The organism is Oryzomicrobium terrae, assembly GCF_008274805.1.
GTDB classification, from domain to species: Bacteria; Pseudomonadota; Gammaproteobacteria; order Burkholderiales; family Rhodocyclaceae; genus Oryzomicrobium; species Oryzomicrobium terrae.
In genome coordinates this window covers 1-20257 of the sequence record NZ_CP022579.1, presented here as the reverse complement: position 1 = coordinate 20257, position 20257 = coordinate 1, and the positions used below count along the sequence as shown (strand labels likewise).

The following is a 20257-nucleotide window of genomic DNA, read 5'->3' as shown; positions in this document are numbered from 1 at the left end:
GATGCCTACGTCCGACTCGCGGAGCACTTTCCGGGGAATCGCCGCTTGAGCCAGGACTTTCACCCTTTTGCACCAAGCCCCGCTTTTCGGCCAGATCCGCCGTTCTCAAGGAACCGCACGATGAAACGAATTATAGCCGCCCTGACGCTGGGGATGATCGCGGTCACCGCCACGGCGCAAGAGGCTGCGCCCCTGACCCTGGCCGATGGCGCGCCGGACCGCCACGAGGTGGTGAAAGGCGACACCCTGTGGGGGATTTCTGGGGAATTCCTGCAACAACCCTGGCGCTGGCCGGAAATCTGGCGGCTCAACCGGGAGCAGGTCAAGAACCCCCACCGTATCTATCCGGGCGACATGATCGTGCTGATCAAGGGCGCCGATGGCCGCCCCCAGCTGACCCTGGCCCGAAAGATCGCCAGTGGCGGCTCCAGCACCAAGACCAAGACGATCGCGCCAACCAATTACAAGAGCGAAGAAAAGGACGCCATTCCCAGCATTTCGCCCCGGGACATCGAGCCGTTCCTTTCGAAGCCGCTGGTCGTCAGCGCCGAGACCCTGGCGACCTCGCCGCGCATCGTCTCCACCCAGGAAGGCCGGGTCATGCTCGGCGGCGGTGATCGTGCCTTCGTCAGCGGCATTCCCGAAGGGCAGCACCAATGGCTGCTCTACCGTCCGGGTAAAAAGTTGATCGACCCCGATACCAAGGAACTGCTCGGCTACGAAGCCGAGTACCTCGGTACCGCCCGGGTCGCCAAGGAAGGCGAACCTGCCGTGGTGGAAGTGATCACCGCCAACCAGGAGGTCGGTCGCGGCGACCGGCTGACCCCCGCCACCCAGCCCGAACTGATCACCTACGCCCCCCACGCGCCCACCGGCACCGTCTCGGCCAAAGTGATCTCCATATATGGCGGCCTGGCGCAGGCGGGTCGCTATTCGATGCTTGTGCTCAACAAGGGCACCAACGACGGTCTGGAAGTGGGCCATATCCTGGCCATCTACCGCAGCGCCGCCTTGGTCAAACAGCGCGCCGAGAACGGCAAGAAGGAACAGGTGGAACTGCCCGAGTACCGCAATGGCCTGGCCTTCGTCTTCCGCGTCATGGACCGGGTTGCCTACGCACTGGTGCTCGACGCCACCCAGCCGGTCGAGGCCAACGACACCCTGCGCAATCCCTAACCCAGGAGGCGCCATGGCCGACCCTTCCCTGGCGGCATGGCTACGGCTGACCCTGGCACCCGGGGTCGGTCCCAAGACCCAACGCGACCTACTCGCCGCCTTCGGCCTGCCCGAAGCGGTGTTTGACGCCGGCTTCGGTGCCATCGCCCGAATCGCCGGGGATCAGGTGGCGCGGCATCTGTTCGATACCGATACCCAGGCTGCCATCGACGCGGCCCTGGTCTGGCACGAGCAACCGGGCAATGCTCTGGTCACCCTGGCGGATGCCGACTATCCCCGGGCCCTGCTGAATACCCCAGATCCGCCTTCCTTACTCTACGTAAAGGGCAACGCCGCCCTGCTCAATACCCCGGCCATCGCCATCGTCGGTGGACGCAACGCCACCCCTCAGGGGATCCGCGATGCCGAAACCTTCGCCGCCTACCTGGCCGGCCAGAACATCACCGTGGTCAGCGGCCTGGCCCTGGGTATCGATGGCGCCGCCCATCGCGGCGCCCTGGCGGTCAATGGCCCCACCGTGGCCGTGGTCGGCACCGGTGCCGACCGCATTTATCCGGCACGACACCGGGAACTGGCCCGGGCCATTGCCGAGCGGGGCGTGGTGATCAGCGAGTTTCCCCTCGGCATGCCGCCCCTGGCGCACAACTTTCCCCGCCGCAACCGCCTCATCGCCGGCTTGGCGGCTGGCTGCCTGGTGGTGGAGGCCGCTCTCGAAAGTGGCTCCCTGATCACCGCCCGGCTGGCCGGTGAATTGGGTCGTGACGTATTTGCCGTACCCGGCTCGATCCATTCCCCCCTGTCCAAGGGATGCCATCGTTTGATCAAGGACGGCGCCAAGCTGGTGGACGACGCGGCCGACATCATGGAAGAGCTGCGCTGGCCCCACCCTGCGCCTACCGCTTCGGGCAGCGTCACGGCAACCCCGGATCTGTTCACCGCCCCCGCGACCAGCACCACCGAAGTGCCGCTGCTGAGCGCTCTGGGACATGCGCCGGCAACCCTGGACGAATTGTTCGTCCGCCTCGCAGAACAGGACCCGAACTTGACGGGCGAGGGGGTTCTTGCGATGCTGGGGACGCTGGAACTGGAAGGCCGCATCGCGCGGCTGCCCGGGGGACGCTACCAGCGTCTCGCCTGACCCTTCTCCAGGGCTCGGGTTTGTACGGCGGCCACGCCTTCAGCGCTTCAGTATTTCTCGCTTCACCTCAGCCGACTCTGCCATGTTCGATATCCTCGTTTATCTCTTCCAACACTATATGGAGTTCAGCGCCCGCCCCGAACCGGGGACCCTGGCCAAGAAACTCTCGGCGGTGGGGTTCGAACAGGGCGAAATCGACGAAGCCCTGACCTGGCTCGGCGGCCTCAACGCAGAGGGCGAACTCGCCGAGCCGGCCGATGCTCCCCAAGGCCGCATCGCCAGCCAGCGCATCTTCACCGCCGACGAAGTACAACGGCTCGGTGCCGAATGCCTGGGCTTTCTGCTCTTCCTGGAAAACTCCCGCATCGTTTCCCCCGCCCAGCGCGAAGTCATCCTGGAACGGGCGACGGCCTTGGCCAAGGGCGAGGAGGGTATGTCGCTGCCCGAATTCAAGGTGATCGTGCTGATGGTGCTGTGGAGCCAGTCGGTGGAACTCGACACCCTGCTGATCGAGGCGCTGCTGGCCGATCCCGAGGACGAAGTCCTGCACTAACCCCATCCGGGTGGCCCCCTCGGGCCGCCCGCCAGCCTCTTTCCGCCCGCCCGGCGTCGCCGGTTCAGGTTGCCAGCCCCCAGGCAGCCGCATATCATCGGCCGCAATTCCGTATTTCCCGTCTCTCCGAATTCATGTGGCATGGCCTTCCGGCCCGGCCCGCACCCGAAGGTCCCCCATGGGCAAAAAGCTGATCATTGCCGAGAAACCCTCCGTCGCCAACGACATCGCCAAGGCGTTGGGCGGGTTCACCAAGCACGACGACTATTTCGAATCCGAGGATTTCGTCATTTCGTCGGCCATCGGCCACCTGCTTGAACTAACCCTGCCCGAAGGGGTCGAGGTGAAGCGCGGCAAATGGTCCTTCGCCAACCTGCCGGTGATTCCGCCCCATTTCGAACTGAAGCCGATCGAGAAGACCGAATCGCGCCTCAAGCTGCTCACCAAGCTGATCAAACGCAAGGACGTGGATGGCCTGGTGAACGCCTGTGACGCGGGGCGCGAAGGGGAATTGATCTTCAACTACATCGCCCGGCACGCCAAGACCGACAAACCGGTGCAGCGGCTATGGCTGCAATCGATGACCACCCAGGCAATCCGTGACGGCTTCGCCAAGCTGCGCGCCGGCAGCGAGATGAACGGCCTGCGCGATGCCGCCGTGTGCCGCTCCGAATCCGACTGGCTGGTGGGCATCAACGGCACCCGAGCGATGACCGCCTTCAACTCCAAGACCGGCGGCTTCCACCTCACCACCGTCGGCCGGGTGCAGACCCCGACCCTGGCCATCGTGGTCGAGCGCGAGAAGGCCATCCGCGCCTTCAAGCCCCGGGACTACTGGGAAGTGGACGCCGACTTCGCCGCCCAGGCCGGCAGCTACGCCGGCAAGTGGTTCGACGAGACCTTCAAGAGCAAGGACCAGGACGACGAGCACGCCCGCGCCGACCGCATCTGGAACGCCGCCCAGGCCGAAGCCATCCGCGCCGCCTGCCAGGGCAAACCCGGCCAGGTGAGCGAGGAGGCCAAGCCCGAGACCCGCCTCTCGCCGCTGCTCTTCGACCTGACCAGCCTGCAGCGCGAGGCCAACAGCCGCTTCGGCTTTTCGGCCAAGGCCACCCTGGGCCTGGCCCAGGCCCTCTACGAAAAGCACAAGGTGCTGACCTATCCCCGGACCGACTCCCGCTACCTGCCGGAGGACTACCTGGGCACGGTCAAGGCCACCCTGGCCATGCTCACCGGCGACGACCTGGGCAAGGGCCACGACGAGGCCCTGATTCACCGCTTCAGCCCCCACGCGCGCAAGATCCTGCACGCCGACTGGGTCAAGCCGAACAAGCGCATCTTCAACAACGCCAAGGTCTCCGACCACTTCGCCATCATCCCCACCCAGGCCGCCCCCAAGCACCTGTCCGAGCCCGAGCAGAAGCTCTACGACCTGGTGGTCAAGCGCTTCCTGGCGGTGTTCTTCCCCGCCGCCGAATACCTGGTCACCACCCGCATCACCCGGGTCACCGCTGGCGGCGCCACCCACGCCTTCAAGACCGAGGGCAAGATCCTCACCCAGCCGGGCTGGCTGGCCATCTACGGCAAGGAAGCGGCCGGCGAGGACGACGCCACCCTGGTGCCGGTGACCCCGGGCGAGACGGTGGCCGCCGAAGAAGTGCGCATCAAGGCCACCCAGACCCGCCCACCGGCGCGTTATTCCGAAGCCACCCTGCTGTCGGCCATGGAAGGCGCCGGCAAGATGGTGGACGATGAGGAACTGCGCGCCGCCATGGCCGGCCGCGGCCTGGGCACCCCGGCCACCCGCGCCCAGATCATTGAGAACCTGATCGCCGAAAACTACCTGCTGCGCGAAGACCGGGTGCTGATGCCCACCGCCAAGGCCTTCTCCCTGTTCACCCTGCTCAACGGCCTGGGCGTGGCCGAACTCACCGCGCCGGAACTGACCGGCGAATGGGAATGGAAGCTGGCGCGCATGGAGCGCGGCGACCTCTCCCGGGCCGAGTTCATGGACGAAATCACCGAGATGACCCGGCGCATCGTCGAACGGGCCAAATCCTACGAGGCGGACACCATCCCCGGCGATTTCGGCGAGCTGGCCACCCCCTGCCCGCGCTGCGGCGGCAAGGTGAAAGAGACCTACAAGAAGTTCCAGTGCACCGCCTGCGACTTCGCCCTGTGGAAGATCGTCGCCGGCCGCCAGTTCGAACCGGCCGAAATCGAGATCCTGCTGGAAAAGCGCGAGGTCGGCCCGCTGATCGGCTTCCGCAACAAGATGGGCCGGCCCTTCGTCGCCGCGGTCAAGCTCAACGACAAGCTGGAGCCGGAATTCGACTTCGGCAACGGCCCGGCGGGGGAAGAGGGCAGCGACGCTCCGGTGGACTTCTCCGGCCAGGAACCTCTGGGCGCCTGCCCCAAGTGCAAGAGCCGGGTGTTCGAGCACGGCAACGCCTACGTCTGCGAGAAGAGCGTCGGGCCGGAGCGCACCTGCGACTTCCGCTCCGGCAAGATCATCCTGCAACAGCCGGTGGACCGGGACCAGATGCACAAGCTGCTCGCCACGGGCAAGACCGACCTGTTGAAGGACTTCGTCTCGGCCCGTACCCGGCGCAAGTTCTCCGCCTTCCTCAAGGTCGGCGACGACGGCAAGGTGGGCTTCGAGTTCGAGCAGAAGGCGCCCCGCGCCGCCAAGGCTCCCGCCAAGGGCGCAGCGAAGAAGGCCCCGGCCAAGGCCGAAGGCTGACGCTGCTTTCCCGCCCCACCCGCTGAACCCCCGCGCCAGTCGCGGAGTTCCAGCCACGCGCCCCGCTCAATGAAGCGGGGCGCGGCGTTTCAAGGGGTCGGTTTCAAAGGAACCCTCCACCCTGGCGGGGCGCGGGAAGGCCGGCAACCGCCTAGGGGCGCACCGGCGCTGCGCCGGGCAGTCCCTGGCTGACACAGGCCAGCACGGCCGCCTTGACCGCGTCCAGGGCTGGCGGGCGAGGGAAGGTGACACGCCACACCAGGCCGACACGGCGGAAGGCCTCAGCCCCCGTGCCGGCCACGTCCTCACTGAAGGGCAGCACCTTCACCAGGGGCTCCTTGTCGCGCAACGGGTCGGCGGCGGTGGACGGCATCACCGCCACCCCGGCGCCGGAGGCCACCATGTGGCGGATGGTTTCCAGGGAGCTGCCCTCCAGGGTGCCGCCTTCGCCCCCTTCACCCATGGTGTGCGGGCAGGCTTCAAGCACCTGGTCGCGGAAACAGTTGCCCTGGCCGAGCAGCAGCAGGTGCTCGCCGCTCAGCTCGCCGCGGCCCACCGATTCGCGCGTGGCCCAGGGGTGGCCGGCCGGCACCACCACGCGGAAGGGCTCGTCATAGACCGGCTGGGCCACCAGGCCCGGCTCGTTGAACGGCGCCCCCACCGGTAGGGCGATGACGATCACGTCGAGTTCGCCACGCTTCAAGGCCGGAATCAGGTGACCGGTGAAATCCTCCTTGAGGAACAGGGGCATTTCCGGCGCCCGCTCGTGCAGGGCGGGGATCAGGGGCGGCAGCAGGTAGGGGGCGATGGTGTAGATCACCCCCAGGCGCAGCGGGCCCTTGAGCGGGTCCTTGCCCTGGTTGGCCAGCTCTTCGAGCTTGAGGGCCTCGGCCAGCACCCGCTCGGCCTGGTCCACCAGCCGCTGGCCCACCTCGGTGATGCGGATCTCCTGCACGTTGCGCTCGAACAGCATCACCCCGAGGCGCTCTTCCACCTTCTTGATCGCCACCGACAGGGTCGGCTGGGACACCCGGCAGGCCGCGGCGGCGCGGCCGAAGTGGCGTTCCCGGGCCAGGGCAACCAGGTAGCGCATGTCGGTCAGGGTAAGCATGGCGGTTCCTTTGCTGGGGCGGGCCGGGGCATCCGGACAGCCGCTATTGATAGGTTGATTCTATCGCAATTATCTCAACGTTCAATTTGAGCAATATATCGCCTGTTCCTATCATAAGCTCACAAATTGATGGAGCATCGCTATGAGCCACCCGATCCGCCGCGCCAATGCCGTACTCGCCACCCTCGACCGCCTCGCCGGCCGCTGGCTCGATACCCCCGCGCCCAGCGCCGCCCAAGCCTACCTCACCCTGATCCGGCACTGAGGCCCGCCATGCCCACCCTGTCCAGCCCCATTGCCACCCTGGCCAGCGGCGACGCCATCGAGATCAAGCCGCGCCAGCTGCTCGGTATCGCCCTCTGGATCGCCGGGACCGGCCTGCTCCTCGCTCAGGGCGGCGACTTGCTGCTGGCCTGGCTGGCCGAGCGTCCCATGGTTGGCGCCGCCCTGCGCGACGGCGCCCTGGCGGCCCTGGCCACCGCCGCCGGCACCCTGCCGGTGCTGTTCGCCCGGCGCCTGCCGGAGGCGGCCCACGACGGCCTGCTCGGCTTCGGCGCCGGGGTGATGCTCGGCGCCACCGCCTTCTCCCTGGTACTGCCCGGCCTGGAATCGGCCAAGGCCCTCGGCCACGGTCCCTGGGGCGCCGGCACCCTGGTGGCCTTCGGTCTGGTCGGCGGCGCGCTGCTGCTGCTCGTCCTGGAGCGGCTGATCCCCCACGTGCACTTCGACGAAGCAGAGGCGGATGGCCCCCGGGCCGCCACCCTTGCCAATCCGCAACTGCAGCGGGTGATGCTGTTCGTCCTGGCAGTGACCCTGCACAACCTGCCCGAAGGCCTGGCCATCGGCGTCGGCCAGGGTGGCAGCGAGGCCGGTGCCACGGCCCTGGCCATGGGGATCGCCTTGCAGGACATTCCGGAAGGCTTCGTCGTGGCCATGGCCCTGGCCAGCGTCGGGGTCAGCCGCGGCTGGGCCGCCCTGGCCGGTATCGCCAGCGGCCTGGTGGAGCCGGTGATGGCGGCGGTGGGCGCCGCCGTGGTGGGCAGCGCGGCGCAGGCCCTGCCCTGGGGCCTGGCCCTGGCCGGCGGCGCCATGCTGTTCGTGATCAGCCACGAGATCATCCCCGAATCCCACCGCCGCGGCCGGGAGACCTTGGCTACCCTGGGCCTGGTGGGCGGCTTCGCGGTGATGATGCTGCTCGACACCGCCCTGGGCTCCTGAACGGGGCAGGGGATGGTGGCGTCGACGAATGCTTCGGCCCCCCAATGAAAAGCCGCGCCAGGACTCGATCCTGGCGCGGCATCTCGGGAAACCCGCGTGGATGCTTGTTCTACAAGGTGGCTGCCTGGAGAACAAGACAGGGCGCGGGGTTTGGCCGGGTTACTAAAGATTGGAGGGGAAAACGCGGCGGGCGGGAGGCGCCGCTCCCCCCCTCGGTCAGCCCCGGATCACCCCTGCAGCTGGGCCAGTTCGGCCTCGCTCAGCCAACGCCATTCCCCTTCGGCCAGGTCGGCGGGCAGGGCCAGTCCGCCCAGGGCGACGCGACACAGGGCCTCGACCCGGTTGCCGGCGGCGGCCACCATGCGCTTCACCTGATGGTACTTGCCCTCGGTAATGGTCAGCAGCAGGGTGGTGGGATCGGCCAGCTCGGCCCCGGCAGCCCGGGTGGCCTCGCTCTCGTCGTTGAGCCAGACGCCGTCGAGCAGCTTCTGGGTAAAGGCCGCATCGGCGGCGTGCTTGAGGGTGACCCGGTAGGTCTTGGCCACCTTGCGCTTGGGCGAGGTCAGGGCGTGGATGAACTGGCCGTTGTCGGACAGCAGCAAGAGCCCGGTGGTGTCGCTGTCGAGCCGGCCCACCGGCTGCACGCCGCGCCCCACCAGGGGATCGGGCAGCAGGGCAAAAACGCTCTTGTTGTGCATCGGCTCCCGGGAGCATTCGTAGCCCGCCGGCTTGTTGAGCATCAGGTAGGCCGTTTCCCGGTATTCCCAGGGTTCGCCGTCCACCTCGTAGGTGAACCCCGCGGCCTCCACCTCGCGAAACGGGTCTTCCACCGTCTCCCCGTTGATCGTCAGCCAGCCGTTACGCACCAGCTGGCGGCATTCCTTGCGGCTGCCGAACCCCTGGCTCTGCAAGAGGCGATCAAGTTGCATGGTGACTCCAAAATCATTGCGGGCTGCAAGCTTACCAACAAGCGGGGGCGCCGACGAACCCGCGTGCCCGCCGACAGGGCGCTGACAGGCTGCCTCGCTACACTCGCCACTCTTTGCCATCCGCCGGGCCGCCGCCCGTCTCGCGCCATGTCGCTCGATCCGCTCAAGGGCTCCCCCTTCATCCCCCTCGGCAAGCAGGCCGACCCGGGGTTCCAGGAATCCGCCCTCGGCGTCCTGGCCAAGCGCCAGTCGATCATCGCCTCCAACATCGCCAACGCCGACACCCCCCAGTACAAGGCGGTGGACATCGATTTCGCCAGCGCCCTGCACGACGCCCTGGCCAACGCCCACCATACCCCGGTGGCGCTGAACCTCACCGCCGCCAGCCACATCCCCGCCCACGGCAACACTGCCCCGTTCCCCGACACCTTGCGCTACCACCAGCCCTACCAGGCCTCGGTGGACGGCAACACGGTGGAAATGGACGTGGAACGCTCCAAGTTCTCGGAAAACGCCGTGCGCTACGAATTCGCCGTGCAGCAGGTCGGCAGCGAGTTCAAGGAAATGATCCAGATGTTCACCTCGCTGACCTAAGCACGCCGCCACCCGCTGGCTCGGGCCGCCACCGGCCATGCCGCACGGAGCGCACCGATGTGGCCGAGAAAAACTAATGAATCCCGGCCCCAGCCGCATCAAACCCGACGACTGACGCCGACCTTGATGCTGCCGCCGCTGCTTCGCATGAGAAAAACTAAGCCAGGCGCTTAGAAAACATCGTTTTACGCCGTACCGCCGCGCACCTACGATACAGGGGTCAGCGCAGGCCAGGCCCGTCCCCCGACGCCCGCCTCGCCCTGCCAGGAGTCCCCATGTCCGAACACCGCACCAGCATCGCGTGGCAGCGCGCAGCCAACGCCGCCGACCCCGCCACCTATTCCCGCAACCACCTGGCCACCCTCAACGGCGGCCAGCAGGTGAACGTCTCCGCCTCTGCCGAGTACCAGGGCGACCCCGCCTGCGCCGACCCGGAACAACTGCTGCTGACCGCCCTGGCCAGCTGCCACATGCTCACCTTTCTCGCCATCGCCGCCATCCAGGGCTACCAGGTCGAAAGCTACCGGGATGCGCCGGTGGCCCATCTGGAAAAGAACGAGGCCGGCCGCCTGGCGGTGACCCGGATCGAGCTGGCGCCCCAGGTGAGCTTCAGCGGCGACAAGCAGCCCGACGCCGCCGCCCTGGCCAAATTGCACGACGGGGCCCACCGCAACTGCTTCATCGCCCACTCGATCACCGCCCAGGTCACGGTTACCCCTGCAGCCTAAGCCTAAGGAGCGCTTAACCGGCGCCGCCAGGCTCGCGTAGGATGCCGCCATGGAACGCCCCACGCCCGCATCCCCTCCAATGCCGACCGACGCCGAGCAAACCACCCCGCCGACCGGTGCCGGCTGCCGGGACGACGGACCACTCCAGGCCCGCGGCAACTCGACGGTGCGGCGTCTGCCGCCCCTGATCGCCCTGTCGTACTTCGAGGCCGCCGCCCGCACCGGCAGCTTTGCCGAAGCGGCCAAGCAGTTGCACGTCTCCCCCGCCGCCGTCAGCCACCAGGTCAAGGCCCTGGAAACCCAGCTGGGGGTGGAGCTATTCGTGCGCCAACACCGCAAGGTGATCCTCACCCGGGCAGCGGCAGCGGTCCTGCCCCGCCTGCAGGAGGGCTTTGCCGCCCTGGCCGAGGCGGCGGAGCAACTGCGCGCCCACGATGAGGATCAGGTCGTGGTCACGGTCTGCGCCGAACCCCTGTTCGCCACCAAGTGGCTGGTGCCGCGGCTGCACCGCTTCTACGCCCGCTGCCCCGAGGCCGAGGTGCGCCTGCAGGCCAGCCTGAGTTCGGTGGATTCCGCCCCCGGCGGCCCGGTCACCGCGGCCAGCTTCCGCCGCGCCGGCATCGACCTGTCGGTACGCCTCGGCTACGGCCGCTACGCCGACCTGCACGCCACACCCCTGCTCGATCTCGACCTGGTGCCCCTCTGCGCCCCGGCCCTGCTGCCGCGCCTGGCCACTCCCGCCGACTTGCTGGCCGTGCCCCTGTTGAGCGACAGCACCCTGCTGCGCTCGGCCGAGCGCTTCGGCTGGTCCGAATGGCTGTGCCAGGCCGGCGTGCCTCTGGTGGCGCCGTTGCGCGAGCAGCGCTTCGGCAATGGCCTGCTCGCCCTGGAAGCCGCTGCCACCGCTCAGGGCGTGCTGCTCGCCAGCGCCACCCTGACCCAGGCCGAACGCGACGCCGGCAAGCTTGCCGTGGCCTTTCCCCAGGCCCTCCACGCGCCCCTCGCCTACCATCTGGTGTGCCCGCCCGCCGCCCTGGAGCGGCCCATCGTCGCCGCGTTCCGCGCCTGGCTGCTGGCAGAAATGACGGACATAAGGGATGGAGCCGCCACTGCCAAGGCTCCACCCGCGACGGCAGCGCCCACCATTCCCGGCCCCTCCCTCCACCCCACCGAATCCGTGCTGGAATAGGCGCCATGTCCCTGGCCCGAGTGCTCCTGCTGACAACGTTGGCGATGCTGGCCTTCGCCGCCAATTCCCTGCTCTGCCGCCTGGCCCTGCGCGAAACCGGCATCGACGCCGCCAGCTTCACCACCATTCGCCTCGCTTCCGGCGCGCTCATGCTGTGGCTGGTGGTGCGCCTGCGCGGCGGATCTGCCCATACAGGCGGCAGTGCTGATCACCCGCCCCATGGCAGCTGGGCCTCGGCCCTGGCCCTGTTCGCCTACGCCGCCGCCTTCTCCTTCGCCTACCGCACCCTGCCCGCCGGGGCCGGAGCGCTGCTGCTCTTCGGCGCGGTGCAGGCCACCATGATCGGCTACGGCCTGTGGCGCGGCGAGCGCCTCGGTGCCCGCCAATCCGCCGGCATGGCATTGGCTGCCGCCGGTCTGGTGGGATTGCTGCTGCCCGGGCTGTCCGCCCCACCCTTGCAGGGTGCCGTGCTGATGCTGGCCAGCGGTGTTGCCTGGGGGGTCTATTCGCTGCGCGGCCGCGGCGTCGCCAACCCGGCCGCCAGCACCGCCGGCAACTTCCTGCGCGCCGTGCCTTTCGCCCTGGCCCTGAGCCTGGCCCAGCTTTCCAGCGCCAGCGTCGATGCCGCCGGTGCCGCCGGTGCCGCTTATGCCGTGGCTTCCGGCGCCCTGGCCTCGGGCCTGGGCTACGCCTTGTGGTACGGGGCCCTGCCGCTGCTGCGCGCCACCAGCGCCGCCACGGTGCAACTGAGCGTGCCGGTGCTCGCCGCTTTGGGCGCGGCGGCCTTTCTCGGCGAGGCCATCACCCTGCGGCTGATGCTGGCGTCGCTCGCCGTACTGGGCGGCATCGCCCTGGTGATCCGCAGCCCGCGCCGGGCCAGCCGGTAACGGCCGTTTCCACACCGTTGGAATAAAATCGCCGCCCGGGCCGCCATTGCCATGGCGGTGTTTCCTTTCACGGCCAGGCGACAAGCATGACTTTCCAAAGCAACGGCGCATCCTCCGGCGCCGACTCGCGGCATTCGTGGCGCGAGTACGCCCAGCGCATGAACCGGGTGATCGATCACATCGACCGGCACCTGGCCGGTACGGTGGACCTGGCCAGCATCGCCGACGTGGCGAATTTTTCGCCTTACCACTTCCACCGGCTGTTCCTCGCCTGGATGGGCGAAACCCTGGGCGACTACGTGCGCCGGCGGCGCCTCGAAGCCGGAGCCCTGATGCTGAACCACCAGCGCCACACGCCGGTGCTCAACATCGCCCTGGATGTGGGCTTTGGCTCTAGCGAGGCCTTTTCCCGGGCCTTCAAGCAGCATTTCGGCATGACCCCGAGCGATTGGCGCAGGAGCGCCCCCGCCCGCCGGGAAGCCAGCCTGGCGGCGCGGCGCAATCTCGATCAGGTGGAAAGCAAGCGCGATCAGGTACCGGGGGAGGGGACCGGCCATGATGGCGAACCCCTTTTCAAGGAGCCCATCATGAACGTCACGATTGCCACCCTGTCCCCGGTACGGGTCGCCTATATGCGCCACATCGGCCCCTACGGCCCGAGCATCAGCCGCTTCTGGCAAGAGCAGTTCCTGCCCTGGCGCCACGCCAACGGGCTGGAGCGGGCCTCCTGCTACGGCATCGGCTACGACGACCCGGATGTCACCCCGCCCGGCAAGTGCCGCTACGATGCCTGCGTGGTGGTCCCGGAGGACTTCGTCGCCCACGCCCCCGTCAGCATCGCTACCCTGCCGGGGGGACGTTATGCCGTGGCCGATTTCCGTGGCGACGGCCCGGCCATCGGCGGCGCCTGGACCGAGCTGCTGCGCCGCTGGCTGCCCAGCAGCGGCATGCAGCCTGACAGCCGGCCGTTCTTCGAGTACTACCCGGCCGACGCCTACTACGATGCCGTCAGCGGCGTCATGGAATGCCAGCTGTGCGTGCCGGTGCGGCCCCTGTAGCTTTAAAGCGAAAGCGACCATGAAAAGACAACGGCCACGCCAAGGCGTGGCCGTTGTGGCAGTGGTTAATCGGATCGGCTGACGGGCTGCCCAGCACTTTGCCCCTGTCCCTGCTCGTTGAGCGCAGTGGCCAAGGCGACGGCCGGTGCAGGACTACCGGACTAGGGCCGGATCACTCCTGGGCCAGTGCCGAGGGCGGCATCAGCCGTTGCACCCGTTTACTGTACAGCTGGGCTTTGCGCGGAAAGCCGGAGTGGTAGGCCTCCACCGCCGCCCAGAGGTCGCCATAGCGGGCCACGTAACCGGCCAGAATCCAGGCTGCCGTCTGGACGTTGGTGCAGCGGTCCTTGAGCTTTTCCCGGGTGATCCCGAACTTGGCCAGGGTCGGCAGCCAGCCGGTACCGATCTGCATCAGGCCGATGTACATCGTGCCGTTCTTGCTGCGGGCCACCGCGTTCGGATTGCCGCCGGATTCGATTTTGGCGATGGCCTTGAGAACATCGACTGGCACATCGTGTTGTTCCGCTGCTTCTTCGAAGCAGGCCTGGGCCGCCAGGGGAAAGCAACAGAACAGGGTAAGCATCACCCGGAAAAACCATTGGCGCGGGGTCATGGGGGCTCCTCGTCAAGGTGTTGGTCACAACCCAGGCCGCGCAAGATGCAAGTCGTAAAACTTGCCGGGCATGGTGTCGTCACCGCAGGGCGGGCGAACTCTTACCTATCTCGGGGATGCGCAGTGGGCCTTCATGGGAGTTTGGCCCGGGGTGGTTGAGGGAAGAGAATTGTCCCGGGGCAACCCATTGATAATACTGGAAAGTTCGCTATTTTTCCAGTACACCCCAGCCCGCCTTGGCAGCACGCCTCCCTCCGCCAACGCCAGCGGTGCAGTGTCACGCCGCCGGCAGCCAGACGATTCGCCCTTGACCGGCCTCACTGAGCGCCCCGACAAACGCTTCGGCCGAAGTCTCGGCCATGGCGAAGGCGAATTCGACCTGATCCCCATGCCGTACCGCGTGCAGCGTTGCCCCTGCGGCCTCCAGCTCCCGACGCAGCAGACCTTCGAGGGAATAGGGCACCTGGCAGCGCAGGTCCCGCTGCCGGACGATGGCGACCTTCTCGGCACCGCGCAGCGCCTGGGCCACGCAATCCGTATAGGCCCGCACCAAACCGCCGGCCCCCAGCTTCACGCCGCCGTAGTAACGCACCACCGTGGCCAGCACGCCTTCCAGGTTCTGGTAGCGCAACACATCGAGCATCGGCCGCCCCGCCGTGCCGCTGGGCTCCCCATCATCCACCGCCGCCGACTGCCCACCGGCCAGCAGCGCCCAACAGACATGAGCCGCCCCCGCATGCTCGGCACGCAACCTGGCAACCATAGCTTGCGCCGTGGCCCGATCGGCCACCGGCTGCACGCAGCCGATGAAACGGCTTTTCTTGATCAGCAGATCGCTGTGGACGGCAGCGGCAAGGGTTTGGGGCATCGCGGAAAGAAGGGGGTAATCGAGAAAAATGGCCGCTCATCCTGAGCGGCCATTTTCAAGTGGGCCCTACAACGCCTAGTGTTTTGAGAACGATCTAGGCATTCGCGGGGTGCCTACAACCATCAAACGTCGATGTTCCGGGCATACAGCGCGTTGCTTTCGATGAACGCCCGGCGGGGTTCCACCAGTTCGCCCATGAGGGTGGTAAACACGCCGTCGGCGCTGATGGCATCTTCGATGCCCACGCGAAGCAGGCGGCGCACGGTGGGGTCCATGGTGGTTTCCCACAGCTGCTCCGGGTTCATTTCGCCCAGGCCCTTGTAGCGCTGCTTGGAAATACCGCGCTCCACCTCGTTCTGCAGCCAGGCCATGGCTTCGGCGAAGTCGGCGACCGCTTGCTTTTTCTCGCCGCGTTCGATGCTGCCACCAGGCCCGAACATGCCAGAGAGCAGGGTGGCGGCCTTGCGCAGCTGGGTGTAGTCGCCGGAGCGAACGAAGTCCTCGTCGATCACGCCGACCTTAAGGTTGCCGTGGTGCATGCGCTCGACGCGCAGCTGCCAGCGCTCGTCGGCCTCGTTGAAGTGGGCGACGATCTGGGTGCCGTGGTTGACGTGGGCCGACAGGGCCTCAGCGGAGGCACGGGCGGCGGCCTCTCTGGAGACGTCCACCTGCAGGTCCTTGGCGACGATGGCGTGCAGCACCTCGGGGTTGATCAGGTTGGAGAGGCGGTTGATGACCGCCTCGGAGAGCAGGTATTCCCGCGCCAGCTCTTCCAGGGCCGCGCCGGTGATGGGCTCGGCGCCGGCCTTGGGGATGAGCCGCGATTCTTCCAGGGCCATCTTGAGCAGGAACTGGTGGTACTCGTGGTCGTCCTTGAGGTAGCGCTCGGTCTTGCCGTGCTTGACCTTGTACAGCGGCGGCTGGGCGATGTAGATGTGGCCGCGCTCCACCAGTTCGGGCATCTGCCGGTAGAAGAAGGTGAGCAGCAGGGTGCGGATGTGGGCGCCGTCCACGTCGGCATCGGTCATGATGATGATGCGGTGATAGCGCAGCTTCTCGGGCTTGTACTCGTCCTTGCCGATGCCGGTGCCCAGGGCGGTGATGAGGGTGGCGATTTCCTGGCTGGAGATGAGCTTGTCGAAACGGGCCTTTTCCACGTTGAGGATCTTGCCCTTGAGGGGCAGGATGGCCTGGAACTTACGGTCGCGGCCCTGCTTGGCGGAGCCGCCGGCGGAGTCGCCCTCGACCAGGTACAGCTCGCACAGGCTGGGGTCTTTCTCCTGGCAGTCGGCCAGTTTGCCGGGCAGGCCGACGCCATCGAGCACGCCCTTGCGCCGAGTCATTTCCCGGGCCTTGCGCGCCGCGTCGCGGGCGCGGGCGGCCTCGACGATTTTGCCGGTGATGGTCTTGGCGTCGAGCGGACGTTCCAGCAGAAACTCGGCCAGCTTGGCCGCCACCACTTCTTCCACCGCCGGGCGGGCTTCGGAGGAGACCAGCTTCATCTTGGTCTGGGAGGCGAACTTGGGGTCCGGCATCTTCACCGAGAGGACGCAGGCCAGGCCTTCGCGCATGTCGTCGCCGGTGATTTCCACCTTGGCCTTCTTGGCGATCTCGTTCTCTTCGATGTACTTGTTGATGATGCGGGTCATCGCCGCCCGCAGACCGGTGAGGTGGGTGCCGCCGTCGGACTGGGGAATGTTGTTGGTGAAGCAGAGCACCTGTTCCTGGTAGGTGTCGTTCCACTGCATGGCCACTTCGACGCCGATGGTGACGCCGTCGGCCACCTTGGCTTCGCCGGCGGAGTAGAAGATGTTGGGGTGCAGGACGGACTTGTTGCGGTTGATGTACTCGACAAAGCTCTGCACGCCGCCGGCAAAGGCGAACAGCTCTTCCTTGCCGCTGCGCTGGTCCACCAGGCGGATGCTGACGCCGTTGTTGAGGAAGGACAGCTCGCGCAGGCGCTTGGCCAGGATTTCGTAGTGGAATTCCACATTGCCGAAGATCTCGTCGTCGGCCAGGAAGTGCACTTCGGTACCGCGCTTGTCGGTGTCGCCGAGAATCTTCAGGGGGGAGACTTCGAAGCCGTCGCGCACTTCGATGACCCGTTCCACCGGCACACCCCGGTTGAATTCAATGAAGTGGCGCTTGCCGTCGCGGCGCACGGTGAGGCGCAGCCACTTGGAGAGGGCGTTCACGCAGGAGACGCCAACGCCGTGCAGACCGCCGGAAACCTTGTAGGAGTTCTGGTTGAACTTGCCGCCGGCGTGCAGTTCGGTGAGGGCGATTTCGGCGGCGGAGCGCTTGGGCTCGTGCTTGTCGTCCATCTTCACCCCGGTGGGGATGCCGCGGCCGTTGTCGGTGACGGAGATGGAGTTGTCGGCGTGGATGGTGACGACGATGTCGTCGCAATGACCGGCCAGGGCTTCGTCGATGGAGTTATCCACCACCTCGAAGACCAGATGGTGCAGACCCGTGCCGTCGGAAGTGTCGCCAATGTACATCCCCGGGCGCTTGCGCACGGCCTCCAGGCCTTCAAGGATCTGGATGCTGGATTCGCCGTAGGCCGGTGAGGCTTCCTGCGGGTTGTTCATTTGCGGGTTTTCTTCGCTCATTGTTCCTGTTCCACTAAAAACTGCAAAAGGCCCGCCGAGCGGCGGACCTTAAATCGCTGCACGCGCCGGATCAGATGCGCATCGGCATGACGACGTACTTGAAGCGCTCGTTGCCCGGCAGGGTGATCAGGGCGCTGGAGTTGGCGTCGTTGAAATGCCACTCGATGGTCTCGGCATGGGTGTTGTTGAGCACATCGAGCAGGTAGTTGACGTTGAAACCCACATCCAGGGGCTCGCCGCTGTAGGCCACTTCCAGCTCTTCCTGGGCTTCTTCCTGCTCGGCGTTGGCGGCGTTGAGCTTGAGGGCGTTATCGGCGGCCACCAGGCGCACACCGGAGAACTTTTCGTTGGTCAGGATCTTCACCCGCACCAGGGAGGAGAGCAGGGTGGAGCGCTCCAGAGTCAGGGTGTTGCGCAGCTGGGCGGGGATGACCCGCTCGTAATCGGGGAACTTGCCGTCGATCAGCTTGGAGACCAGCACCACGTTGCCGAAGGTGAAGCGCACCTGGTTGGGGGTCAGGGCCAGTTCCAGGGGCTCGTCGGAATCGGCAAGCAGACGGTTCAGTTCGATCACCGTCTTGCGCGGCAGGATCATTTCCTGGCGGGGCAGGGCAGCGACGCCTTCACCTTCCAGGGCCATGCTGGCGTAGGCCAGGCGGTGGCCATCGGTAGCTACGGCGCGCAACTCGCCGCCATCGACCAGCAGCAGCAGGCCGTTCAGGTAGTAGCGCACGTCCTGGGCAGCCATGGCGTACTGGGTCTGGGCGAGCAGTTGGCGGAACTGTTTCTGGGTGACGGTGAAGGTGCGGGTGTCGCCTTCAGACAGGGCCATGCGCGGGAAATCTTCCGCCGGCAGGGTCTGCAGGGCGAAGCGGCTCTTGCCGCCACGCACCGTCAGGCGCTTGTCTTCGAGCACCAGGGAAACATCGGTGCCTTCGGGCAGGGAGCGCAGGATGTCCTGCAGCTTCTTGGCCCCCACGGTCACCGCGCCGTCGGCTCCGTCTTCGGCACCGCCGGTGGAGGTGGTGATCTGAATTTCGATGTCGGTGGCCAGCAAGGTCAGCTGATCGCCGCGCTTTTCCAGCAGCACGTTGGACAGGATCGGCAGGGTGTGCCGCTTCTCGACGATGCCGGATACCGACTGCAGAGGCGCGAGGAAGGTCTCGCGAGACGCTTTTATGAGAAGCATATAAATAAAACCCTAATGATTAGTTAACCGAACGACAACTCTGTGGATAACACAAAAAACCGCTTGATTATCCTTGGCTTAGATCGAAAAAAACACCGTGGATAACGGCTGTACGACGCTGTGGAGCCAAGTAGAACAACTTTTGCGACGGGGAAAAAGGGGAAGTAATCCCCATTTCTTCCACAGGCTTCCCGCCTGCTTATCCCCTGCCTGGGAGCTGCAATTAGCCCTTGAGCACTTGCAAGAGCACGTGCAGATCGTGATTGAGCTGATTGTCCTTCATTTTCAGATCTTCGATGGTGCGAACGGCATGGAGCACCGTAGTGTGGTCGCGTCCACCGAAGGCATCGCCGATGGCCGGGTAGCTGTGCGGGGTAAGGTCCTTGGCCAGCCACATCGCCACCTGGCGGGGGCGGGCGATGATCCGGGTGCGCTTCTTCGAGTAGAGGTCGGCGACCTTGATCTTGTAGTACTCGGCCACCGTCTTCTGGATGTTTTCCACCGTGATTTGGCGATTGTAAGCGCCGATCACGTCCTTCAGGGCTTCCTTGGCCATGTCCAGACCAATGGCCCGGCCGTGGAACTGGGAATAGGCCAGCACCTTCTTCAACGCCCCTTCCAGCTCGCGCACGTTGGACTTGAGGTGTTTGGCGATGAAGAACGCTACTTCCTTGTCCAGGCGCACCCCTTCGGCCTCGGCCTTCTTTTCCAGGATGGCCACCCGCATCTCCATCTCGGGCGGCTCGATCTGTACGGTCAGACCCCAGTCGAAACGGGTGATCAGCCGGTCTTCCAGGCCGGTGATGTCCTTGGGGTAGGTGTCGCAGGTGATGATGATCTGCTTCTTCGCCTCCATCAGGGCGTTGAAGGCATAGAAGAATTCTTCCTGGGTACGGTTCTTGCCGTTCAGGAACTGCACGTCGTCGATCAAGAGCACGTCCACCGAGCGGTAGTAGCGCTTGAAAACGTCGAAGGATTTCTGCTGATAGGCGCGCACCACGTCCTGGTAGTAGTCCTCGGCGTGCACGTAGCGCAGTACCTTGTCCGGCCGGTCGGCCAGGATGCGGTTGCCAATGGCGTGGATCAGGTGAGTCTTGCCCAGACCAGCGCCGCCGTAGATGAACAGGGGGTTGTAGTCGCTACCCGGGTTTTCCGCGACGCGCATGGCAGCGGCCCGGGCCAGGTCGTTGGCCTTGCCCACGACCAGGTTGTCGAAGGTAAACGCCGCGTTGAGGCGGGTTTTCTCGTAGCCGGTCTTTTCCCGGGAGGGCATTTTCAGCGCGGCAGCCGGTCGGGATGCCGAGGCCGGCAATTCGCTGGCGCCCGGCGCCACCGCATCACTGCCGCCTCCATTGCTGCCACTCAGCGGCGGGACGACCGGGGCAGGGCGGGCCACCGGAGTGCTGCCTTGGCCGATGGTCAGGTCGATCGAAATTTCGGTATTGAAGAACTCGCGACCGAATTCCTCGATGCGGCTCAGGTAGCGGTCCCGCACCCACTTGAGAATGAAGCCGTTGGGTGCGAACAGGCGCAGCCCTTCCTCGGGATTGGCGCTCCCCTCAAGCCGCAGCGGCTTGATCCAGGTATTGAATTGCTGCGCCGGGAGTTCTTGCTCCAGGCGGGACAGGCAGTTTGACCAGAATTCGCTCAT

General features: G+C 66.3%; 18 protein-coding genes. 11 read left to right on the top strand and 7 right to left on the bottom strand.

Annotated features, from left to right (window positions below; all coding sequences use genetic code 11):
- Positions 1-120 precede the first annotated feature (120 nt).
- The 4 genes from OTERR_RS00085 (at position 121) to OTERR_RS00070 (ending at position 5610) form a co-directional block, all read left to right on the top strand.
- The gene (locus OTERR_RS00085; protein WP_149424487.1) at positions 121-1176 is read left to right on the top strand and encodes a LysM peptidoglycan-binding domain-containing protein; all 1056 of its coding nucleotides are present in this window, start codon (positions 121-123) and stop codon (positions 1174-1176) included.
- A gap of 13 nt (positions 1177-1189) precedes the next feature.
- Positions 1190-2314: a DNA-processing protein DprA gene (dprA, locus tag OTERR_RS00080; protein WP_054619860.1), complete on the top strand. Its 1125-nt coding sequence runs from the start codon at positions 1190-1192 to the stop codon at positions 2312-2314.
- A gap of 82 nt (positions 2315-2396) precedes the next feature.
- A complete protein-coding gene (locus OTERR_RS00075) occupies positions 2397-2867 on the top strand; it encodes a Smg family protein (protein WP_054619861.1) in 471 nt (156 codons plus the stop codon).
- 178 nt (positions 2868-3045) lie between these two features.
- Entirely contained in the window at positions 3046-5610 is a 2565-nt protein-coding gene (locus OTERR_RS00070; RefSeq protein ID WP_149424486.1) for a DNA topoisomerase III, read from the top strand.
- A gap of 151 nt (positions 5611-5761) precedes the next feature.
- Here the strand turns inward: OTERR_RS00070 and OTERR_RS00065 are convergent, their stop codons facing one another.
- A complete protein-coding gene (locus tag OTERR_RS00065; RefSeq protein WP_054619863.1) occupies positions 5762-6721 on the bottom strand; it encodes a LysR substrate-binding domain-containing protein in 960 nt (319 codons plus the stop codon).
- A gap of 142 nt (positions 6722-6863) precedes the next feature.
- Between OTERR_RS00065 and OTERR_RS16485 the strand changes: the two genes are divergently transcribed.
- On the top strand, positions 6864-6986 hold the full coding sequence (locus OTERR_RS16485; protein WP_281290339.1) for a hypothetical protein: 123 nt from the start codon (positions 6864-6866) through the stop codon (positions 6984-6986).
- A gap of 8 nt (positions 6987-6994) precedes the next feature.
- Positions 6995-7939, top strand: a complete 945-nt coding sequence (locus OTERR_RS00060; protein ID WP_149424485.1) for a ZIP family metal transporter — start codon at positions 6995-6997, stop codon at positions 7937-7939.
- A 227-nt stretch (positions 7940-8166) separates the two neighbouring features.
- Here the strand turns inward: OTERR_RS00060 and OTERR_RS00055 are convergent, their stop codons facing one another.
- A complete protein-coding gene (locus OTERR_RS00055) occupies positions 8167-8868 on the bottom strand; it encodes a pseudouridine synthase (protein WP_149424484.1) in 702 nt (233 codons plus the stop codon).
- 147 nt (positions 8869-9015) lie between these two features.
- On the opposite strand from OTERR_RS00055, the gene flgB reads away from it, so the two are divergent.
- From flgB to OTERR_RS00030, 5 genes are all read left to right on the top strand, one after another.
- Positions 9016-9462 carry a flagellar basal body rod protein FlgB gene (flgB, locus tag OTERR_RS00050; RefSeq protein WP_054619865.1) on the top strand — a complete coding sequence of 149 codons (447 nt, stop codon included), beginning with the start codon at positions 9016-9018 and terminating at the stop codon, positions 9460-9462.
- A 275-nt stretch (positions 9463-9737) separates the two neighbouring features.
- Positions 9738-10190 carry an OsmC family protein gene (locus OTERR_RS00045; RefSeq protein ID WP_054619866.1) on the top strand — a complete coding sequence of 151 codons (453 nt, stop codon included), beginning with the start codon at positions 9738-9740 and terminating at the stop codon, positions 10188-10190.
- Between the two features lie 49 nt (positions 10191-10239).
- Positions 10240-11379: a LysR family transcriptional regulator gene (locus tag OTERR_RS00040; protein WP_223115968.1), complete on the top strand. Its 1140-nt coding sequence runs from the start codon at positions 10240-10242 to the stop codon at positions 11377-11379.
- Between the two features lie 5 nt (positions 11380-11384).
- Positions 11385-12266, top strand: coding sequence for a DMT family transporter (locus OTERR_RS00035; RefSeq protein ID WP_149424483.1), 882 nt, complete (start codon positions 11385-11387; stop codon positions 12264-12266).
- A gap of 86 nt (positions 12267-12352) precedes the next feature.
- Positions 12353-13324, top strand: a complete 972-nt coding sequence (locus OTERR_RS00030) for an AraC family transcriptional regulator (RefSeq protein ID WP_223115967.1) — start codon at positions 12353-12355, stop codon at positions 13322-13324.
- 172 nt (positions 13325-13496) lie between these two features.
- On the opposite strand, the gene OTERR_RS00025 is transcribed toward OTERR_RS00030, so the two are convergent.
- From OTERR_RS00025 to dnaA, 5 genes are all read right to left on the bottom strand, one after another.
- Positions 13497-13937, bottom strand: coding sequence for a lytic transglycosylase domain-containing protein (locus OTERR_RS00025; RefSeq protein ID WP_223115966.1), 441 nt, complete (start codon positions 13935-13937; stop codon positions 13497-13499).
- Between the two features lie 277 nt (positions 13938-14214).
- A complete protein-coding gene (locus OTERR_RS00020; protein WP_149424482.1) occupies positions 14215-14805 on the bottom strand; it encodes an IMPACT family protein in 591 nt (196 codons plus the stop codon).
- A gap of 122 nt (positions 14806-14927) precedes the next feature.
- Positions 14928-17417 (bottom strand): DNA topoisomerase (ATP-hydrolyzing) subunit B, encoded by a 2490-nt coding sequence (gene gyrB / locus OTERR_RS00015; protein WP_149424481.1) that lies wholly within the window; start codon positions 17415-17417, stop codon positions 14928-14930.
- Positions 17418-17487: 70 nt separating this feature from the next.
- Positions 17488-18606, bottom strand: a complete 1119-nt coding sequence (dnaN, locus tag OTERR_RS00010) for a DNA polymerase III subunit beta (protein WP_149424480.1) — start codon at positions 18604-18606, stop codon at positions 17488-17490.
- A 223-nt stretch (positions 18607-18829) separates the two neighbouring features.
- Positions 18830-20257 (bottom strand): chromosomal replication initiator protein DnaA, encoded by a 1428-nt coding sequence (gene dnaA / locus OTERR_RS00005; RefSeq protein ID WP_149424479.1) that lies wholly within the window; start codon positions 20255-20257, stop codon positions 18830-18832.

Coding starts and splice junctions, on each gene's coding strand:
- OTERR_RS16485 (WP_281290339.1), top strand. CDS start 6,864: ATGAGCCACCCGATCCGCCGCGCCAATGCCGTACTCGCCACCCTCGAC.
- OTERR_RS00035 (WP_149424483.1), top strand. CDS start 11,385: ATGTCCCTGGCCCGAGTGCTCCTGCTGACAACGTTGGCGATGCTGGCC.
- OTERR_RS00030 (WP_223115967.1), top strand. CDS start 12,353: ATGACTTTCCAAAGCAACGGCGCATCCTCCGGCGCCGACTCGCGGCAT.
- OTERR_RS00070 (WP_149424486.1), top strand. CDS start 3,046: ATGGGCAAAAAGCTGATCATTGCCGAGAAACCCTCCGTCGCCAACGAC.
- OTERR_RS00060 (WP_149424485.1), top strand. CDS start 6,995: ATGCCCACCCTGTCCAGCCCCATTGCCACCCTGGCCAGCGGCGACGCC.
- OTERR_RS00065 (WP_054619863.1), bottom strand. CDS start 6,721: ATGCTTACCCTGACCGACATGCGCTACCTGGTTGCCCTGGCCCGGGAA.
- OTERR_RS00045 (WP_054619866.1), top strand. CDS start 9,738: ATGTCCGAACACCGCACCAGCATCGCGTGGCAGCGCGCAGCCAACGCC.
- OTERR_RS00055 (WP_149424484.1), bottom strand. CDS start 8,868: ATGCAACTTGATCGCCTCTTGCAGAGCCAGGGGTTCGGCAGCCGCAAG.
- dnaA (WP_149424479.1), bottom strand. CDS start 20,257: ATGAGCGAATTCTGGTCAAACTGCCTGTCCCGCCTGGAGCAAGAACTC.
- OTERR_RS00040 (WP_223115968.1), top strand. CDS start 10,240: ATGGAACGCCCCACGCCCGCATCCCCTCCAATGCCGACCGACGCCGAG.
- gyrB (WP_149424481.1), bottom strand. CDS start 17,417: ATGAGCGAAGAAAACCCGCAAATGAACAACCCGCAGGAAGCCTCACCG.
- flgB (WP_054619865.1), top strand. CDS start 9,016: ATGTCGCTCGATCCGCTCAAGGGCTCCCCCTTCATCCCCCTCGGCAAG.
- dprA (WP_054619860.1), top strand. CDS start 1,190: ATGGCCGACCCTTCCCTGGCGGCATGGCTACGGCTGACCCTGGCACCC.
- OTERR_RS00020 (WP_149424482.1), bottom strand. CDS start 14,805: ATGCCCCAAACCCTTGCCGCTGCCGTCCACAGCGATCTGCTGATCAAG.
- OTERR_RS00025 (WP_223115966.1), bottom strand. CDS start 13,937: ATGACCCCGCGCCAATGGTTTTTCCGGGTGATGCTTACCCTGTTCTGT.
- OTERR_RS00075 (WP_054619861.1), top strand. CDS start 2,397: ATGTTCGATATCCTCGTTTATCTCTTCCAACACTATATGGAGTTCAGC.
- OTERR_RS00085 (WP_149424487.1), top strand. CDS start 121: ATGAAACGAATTATAGCCGCCCTGACGCTGGGGATGATCGCGGTCACC.
- dnaN (WP_149424480.1), bottom strand. CDS start 18,606: ATGCTTCTCATAAAAGCGTCTCGCGAGACCTTCCTCGCGCCTCTGCAG.